Origin of the sequence: Arthrobacter sp. STN4 (assembly GCF_024539665.1) — a bacterium.
In the GTDB taxonomy this organism is placed as follows: Bacteria; Actinomycetota; Actinomycetes; order Actinomycetales; family Micrococcaceae; genus Specibacter.
The window spans coordinates 1-5,821 of the sequence record NZ_JAKZGX010000055.1 but is presented as its reverse complement, the minus strand read 5'-3'; the positions used below and the strand labels follow the sequence as shown (position 1 = coordinate 5,821).

Annotated in this window: 7 protein-coding genes; 2 read left to right on the top strand and 5 right to left on the bottom strand. The window is 58.5% G+C overall.

All coding sequences use genetic code 11. The features are described 5' to 3' along the window. Together MMF96_RS19170 and MMF96_RS19165 are read right to left on the bottom strand one after the other, a co-directional pair. On the bottom strand, nt 1–229 hold a 229-nt coding region (locus MMF96_RS19170; RefSeq protein WP_256884449.1), incomplete at its 3' end, for a type II toxin-antitoxin system Phd/YefM family antitoxin. Nucleotides 230–443: 214 nt separating this feature from the next. Continuing rightward, the gene (locus tag MMF96_RS19165; protein WP_256884448.1) at nt 444–857 is read right to left on the bottom strand and encodes a helix-turn-helix domain-containing protein; all 414 of its coding nucleotides are present in this window, start codon (nt 855–857) and stop codon (nt 444–446) included. Between the two features lie 81 nt (nt 858–938). Between MMF96_RS19165 and MMF96_RS19160 the strand changes: the two genes are divergently transcribed. After that, on the top strand, nt 939–1,739 hold the full coding sequence (locus MMF96_RS19160; protein WP_256884447.1) for an NAD(P)H-binding protein: 801 nt from the start codon (nt 939–941) through the stop codon (nt 1,737–1,739). 116 nt (nt 1,740–1,855) lie between these two features. Here MMF96_RS19160 and MMF96_RS19155 read toward each other — a convergent pair whose 3' ends face one another. Beyond that, nucleotides 1,856–2,338: a GNAT family N-acetyltransferase gene (locus MMF96_RS19155; RefSeq protein WP_256884446.1), complete on the bottom strand. Its 483-nt coding sequence runs from the start codon at nt 2,336–2,338 to the stop codon at nt 1,856–1,858. Between the two features lie 1,434 nt (nt 2,339–3,772). Here MMF96_RS19155 and MMF96_RS19150 point away from each other — a divergent pair. After that, nucleotides 3,773–4,219 carry a Clp protease N-terminal domain-containing protein gene (locus tag MMF96_RS19150; protein WP_256883511.1) on the top strand — a complete coding sequence of 149 codons (447 nt, stop codon included), beginning with the start codon at nt 3,773–3,775 and terminating at the stop codon, nt 4,217–4,219. Between the two features lie 140 nt (nt 4,220–4,359). Here the strand turns inward: MMF96_RS19150 and MMF96_RS19145 are convergent, their stop codons facing one another. Both MMF96_RS19145 and MMF96_RS19140 read right to left on the bottom strand, forming a co-directional pair. Beyond that, a complete protein-coding gene (locus MMF96_RS19145; protein ID WP_256884445.1) occupies nt 4,360–5,001 on the bottom strand; it encodes a hypothetical protein in 642 nt (213 codons plus the stop codon). Between the two features lie 230 nt (nt 5,002–5,231). Continuing rightward, nucleotides 5,232–5,537 carry an alpha/beta fold hydrolase gene (locus MMF96_RS19140; protein WP_256884444.1) on the bottom strand — a complete coding sequence of 102 codons (306 nt, stop codon included), beginning with the start codon at nt 5,535–5,537 and terminating at the stop codon, nt 5,232–5,234. Between the last annotated feature and the right edge of the window lie 284 nt (nt 5,538–5,821).

Here is a 5,821-nt window from a genome sequence, read left to right as displayed (position 1 = left end):
GGTCCAGATCGGTACGCACTCCACTGTCAGTGGCGAAACGAGCCATGACGAGCGCTGCATCGCGCAGAGTGTCACGGTCACGCCGTAGGCTGGAGATTTCCTCAGCGGAGACCACCTCGGCGACGACCCGGCCATGTCGGGACAGGGGAACATCGTTTCCCGCTTCAGCCGAGGCAACCAGCGAGGATAGGCCGGCACGGGAGGCTTCTGTGATGGTCATGGTGGTCATACAAAAACTATACAGATTTCTGTGTAGAATTTCAATCGGTCGTGTGCATCGAGATTGGGGTGGTGTCAACGTCGATCGGGACTGGGTTTGGCCCGCTTTCCGAGTTGGCCATAATGGTCAATGGATCACAACGGCTTCGATGTCCCGTAGGGGGAACCCCCTGCGGGACTGTTTTCAGTCGCCCCCTACAGCAATCAGCAATCAGCAATCAGAGCTAGTGGATCGTATGATCCGGGTTGGCCACATCGTAGTCGGCGCGGGAGTTCGCGATGTCTTCCCGGTGGGCAAGAGACCAATCTGCGAGTTGCTTCACCAGGTGGGTAAGGCTGGACCCGAGGTCGGTGAGTTCGTAGGTGACTTGTGCCGGGACGGTTGGAAAAACGCTCCTGGTGACCAGACCGTCACGTTCCAGTCGGCGGACCGTGAGGGTGAGCATTCGTTGAGAGATGCCGTCGATGGCGCGTTGCAGTTCCCTGAACCGCCGGATGCCTGAGGCGAGTTCGACAATCACTAGGACTGACCACTTGTCCCCAACTCGGGCCAGTACGTCCCTAATGCCGCAGTCCGGGTGGTTTTCCTTTCCGCAAGGTTCCAGCAGTGCGGTTACTTCCATGTGCCCCAGTGACATCAAAGTGCCTCCTTGTGCGTTCTTCGGTGGTTACTGAAGATGATCATAGTTACTTTTCAGAACCATAGATAGGAATTTCTCATGATTTTAGTTACCGGTGCTTCGGGCCAGCTTGGCAGTTCCATCGTCGAATCCCTGCAAGCGGCAAGCGTGCCCTTGATTTCGGGGACACGCAGCCCTGCCGTTGGCTCCAGTGATCGATATATGGATTTTGACGACCCTGACGCCCTTGACCTGACCGGCATCGAAACCTTAGTGCTCGTTTCTGCAGGATATGCAGAGGATGACGTTGTCATTGCCCGCCATGAATGTGTAGTCACGGCCGCGCAGCGGGACGGGGTACAGCACCTGATTTACACGAGTCTGGCCACCGCTGGTGACCATCTGGGCTTTGCACTGGCGCACCGTTGGACCGAGCGCCGCATCCAGGAAAGCGGTTTGCGGTGGACGATCCTACGCAATGGGATCTACGCCGATCTGCTCGGTGCTTTGATGGCACCGGACGACGGCGTCATCACCTCACCGCTGGGCAAGGGTGGTGTGGCCGTTGTGACCCGGGATGATCTGGCGGAGGCGGCCGCTGTCGTGGCGAGTAACCCCGAGAACCATGCCGGGAAGGTCTACGATCTGGTGGGTTCCCATGCGGTCACGGCCGAGGAAGTCGCCAGGTATGCAGGACTTCCCTACAAACCTGAATCCCTGGAGGTGCGACGAAAGACCCTAAACGCCAGCGGCCTGCTTCCGTTTCAGCCAAGCATGCTGCTCTCGCTGTACTCCTCCGCTGCACACGGATTCCTGGAAGGAACGGGCGGCGATCTGGAACAGCTTCTTGGGCGACCCCTGAGAGACACGATCCCGGTTGCCGCAGGAACATTGCAATAGTAAAAAGTACTAATGGGAAAGTTCGCACCATTTGGGTGATCTATGGAATGTGCCTTGCCCGGAAGCGGAACCTCTTCCGTTCCGTCGATTGGACAGCGTGGAAGGGCTGTACTGCATCATATCGCTGAGAACTCGAGGAGAAGAGTGTCCGAGTTGCCGTTACGACCCACCTTGATGAAGCCGCTTCGCTTGTAAAGGCGACGGGCCGGATTCCCATCCTCAACGCTAAGACTTACCGCGTTGCAGCCGCGCTCACGAGCCAAGTTCATAAGTGCATCGAGAAGGCGCGTACCTATTTGATTGCCCCGAGCCCCTGAAGCGACACCGATGGTCAGCTCGGGTATGTCCTCCCGAACGAAACCGTACCCCGCGTTTTCTTCGGCGAAGAATCTGCACCAAGCCGAGCCGAGTCCATTGCCTTCGCCATCTTCGGCTATGACCCCAAAATCTCCGTTAGCTGGCCAGCCCACCACGTATTTCGATGAACGAATATCGTCCCTGGAGTTGCGGACCTCACCATTCCAGTTGGCGGCCTCAAGCAAGGAATCGAGAAGAGTGTCGGTGTCTGCGGCAGTGGCGACCCGGATCATTGTGGTCATGATTCGACCCTAATGGATCGGTCTCGAGATACCAGCGCTTCAGTGTGTCGTGGAATTGGACGCATCCTTTCAGCGAAGTTGGCGCGACCTATCATGCGGTCGCCAACCTGTCGTGGAAAGTGCGCGTCAACTTAAAGTGGCTTCCGTAGCGGGAACCGCCTTACACCACGTCAATGGATTTGACCTGATGCACTACCAAAACTGACCAGCCCTATACCAGGTCGGCTGTCATGGGCGAGTGCAGAAGGCTCTATGTCATGGTCCGGATTTCAAACTCGTTTGGGACAGATACCCGGCCTACGGTTGCACGTCCGAAACCCGGCTGGTTGATCAGAACGTTGCCGTTGCCATCCCCTACAAGCCAGAACCCAATCGTCGTTCCGGGGCTGGCGTGTACGAAACCGGGTAAGTCCTTCCTCGGACCTGACAGGAGGAATGTACGTTCCTTGCCGTGCTCGTCCAGCGCCAACAACCGGCAAGTGGCAGTGCCCCGGTAGATGGCCCGTGAGACGAATCGGACTGTCACCGACCGCCACGGGCGGTCACCGCCAGCCTTGTGCGCACGCCGGAAAAGAAACCCGTCAGCGATAAAATATGCGCACGCACCGAAGCCTGGCATTGCCAGGAGCAACGCGGCAAACTCAATATCCGCCCACAGAGGCCCGTCATAGCCGATGATGCGGACCGAGCTTGCGTCCCACGGGTCTAGAGCAACCTTGACGGTTTCTCCACGGAATGGAAGCTCGCTGCAAGGGGCATAACCGGAGAACATGACAGTACGTGGCTGTCCCTCGGACGTGAACTGGACATAGACCTCGCAGTGTTCCCCTTTGGCGTAGAACTAGTGGGTGCGCACTACCCTCGCCTCGGTGACCGGCCAGTTTTCGTGAAATGGTCTTGTCAGAACCCAGAACCCAGAACCCAACGGCCCAGAGCAAAACCGTCAGCACAGCCACGACCCCGGCCACCCAATGTCGTCTCAGGTACCGTCGGCGCAGCCCTGATTCGGCCCAGGCCGGCCCGTCGCCAGAGGGACGGCCATCGGAAATAAGACATAGGTCCCCAACCACCGGGAAGCTCTCAGGATTGCCGCTCATGAGGCCGCTACTCGTCTGACTCGGGAAGGCATGACTCCAACGGCGAGCAGCGCACTTTTCTGGGTGATGAGCTCTGGATCGTGGGTGGGTAACAGAGCGCATCCGATAAACAGTTCGGTCATAGTTTTGAATGTACTGGATCACCCCGTGCACCTGACATTATTCCGGGCGGTTGTCGTCTCAGTCCTCGCCCCACAGCCCGCCCGTCTGCATAGGGGGAACCGTCAGCGGGAACGCCTGACACGGCCGCAGCTCGATTAGCGGCCGGGCTAGGAGATCCTCCTCCGGGGAGGCGCGCCCGTGGTGCCAGCGCGCCGCGAAGACTACGCTTCAGGGCATGAGCGGTTCAAAGTTTTCTGGGAATTACACCGACGGTGCCCGGCGGGCGGTGGTCCTTGCTCAGGAAGAGTCAAGGGCAATGATGCATGACGCGTACATCGCTCCCGAGCATCTACTATTAGGGCTTTTGCACGCATATCCGAACACGGTGCAGACGGCGCTGGGCGTCTGGCCGGATGAAGTGCGTGATGCGATAATGCGTTTCGCCTCCGCTGGTCCGCAGGACACCTCAGAATCGTTGCCGTTCACCCGCATGTCTCTGGAGGTCCTCAAGGCGGCGCAGCGCACCGCGCGTGAGCTTCATTCCGATCACGTCGGGATTAAGCACCTATTGTTCGGGGTGCTGAGTGTCCATAGCGACCGCCTGGATCGTGCGTTGGTCGCTGCGGGTGTGGATCGAGACAGTGCGCAAACGCGGGTAATGGCGGCGCTTACGCGCGGGTGATCGCTGGGTTAGAGCTGGGTAACAGGCAGCGATCGTCCGCCGTCCTATCGTCGTAAGCGCCCGTAAGGGGTCCCTCCGGATACGTATTTCGGTGTCCCGCAAGCCGAACCCCGCATGGAACAGCCAGCTGTTCAGTTGAATCATGGGCAAGTTTTGCCGATGGGTATGTGGATTGTTTGGCTGGTTTGGCCTTTGGTTACGACAAGGGAGATGCATCCTGGTTCTTTGAGCCAAAACCCGCCCGGGTAGACGAGCCAGTCTGCGTTGTCTTGGTTGGAGGTGCAATCGGAGACCGTCAGTTTGTTGGCGATCGTATAACCTGAATTGGACCAGCCGATTTTCATGCTGTTGCGCATCTCCAAGGGGACGCTGATGGTGAAGGCGGTGCCCGCTTTCATTATCAGCCCCATCTTTTGGAAGTGCAGGCCTTCTGCTGTGGCGCCGTCGCTCCATGGGGTTGCGTCGGCTCCGGTGCCGGCGGTGGCGATGAACAGTAGATCCGGCACGCCGGGTTTTCCATCGCTGCCGCCCAAACCAGTGGCGGTAGGCCCAACTGCGATTGGATTGGCGCATTCGAACTCAAGGCTGTCGCCCGTAGCGTGAGGAATGATGCCAGAATCCAGTGAGGCTACTGGGGTGTGCGATGCAGAGCTTTGGACGGGGACATCAGACTCGTTGGGTGACGGCTGGGACGCCGTGCACGCGGACAACGTGATTAAAGCGGCCGCCGTGGCAAATGCAAGGACCGTATAAAATTTCTGATTCTTGTCTTTGGTCCCCATAAGGGAACCCTAGGGCAGAAGAAGGGGACCGACAAGGAGGGCCAACATCCCGAGGGATGCGGTTTTCAAGGTTAAATGACGCATCCCCAACCACCAGAATGTGCGGAGACCACCGTTCCGCACGGAACGCTCTGCGTGACAGCCATGGCTCGGTCTCATTGAACTCGGCATCAGTAGCGAACTGAACGCGGCCCAGACATGGGTTTTGATTTTTTGGCCTAGCGCGGAGGCTAAGCTGTCGCGGAAGTTGGTTGCAGGTTCAACAGTTCAGTTTTGATCGCTTCAACGGCGACTGTTAGGGCGGCGATGGACTTCGGACCGCCATGCCCTTCATCCTCGACGATGATGAGCTCGCTGCCGTTCCACTGCTGGTGAAGCTGCCACGGCGTGATGGCAGGTCCGCTGACATCGCGACGACCGTGAATGAGGTAGCCGGGGATCCCCTCAAGTTCATGGATCCTTGGCAGAATTTCCTGATCGCCCGACAGAAATCCGTCGTTCGACCAGTAGTGCGTTACTAGGAGCGCGAACGTCATGCGTGCTCTCTCGTCATCGAACATTGGCCCGGGCTGCCAATAGGAACTCATCGAGATGTGCCAAGCTTCCCACCGGTCCCACGCGCAAGCGGCCAAGCGAGCATCCTCACGGTCCTCGCCGGCTAGCCGCCGGGCATAGGCCTCCACGACCCGTATGGGGAACCTCCTGCGGGACAAAAAGCCCATGCTGGCCCGTTGCTAGGTAGCATCGGATTAACCGGCGGCAAGGAGGTGGCGAAATGTTTGAGCGATTTACGGATCGAGCTCGGCGTGTTCTTGTCCTA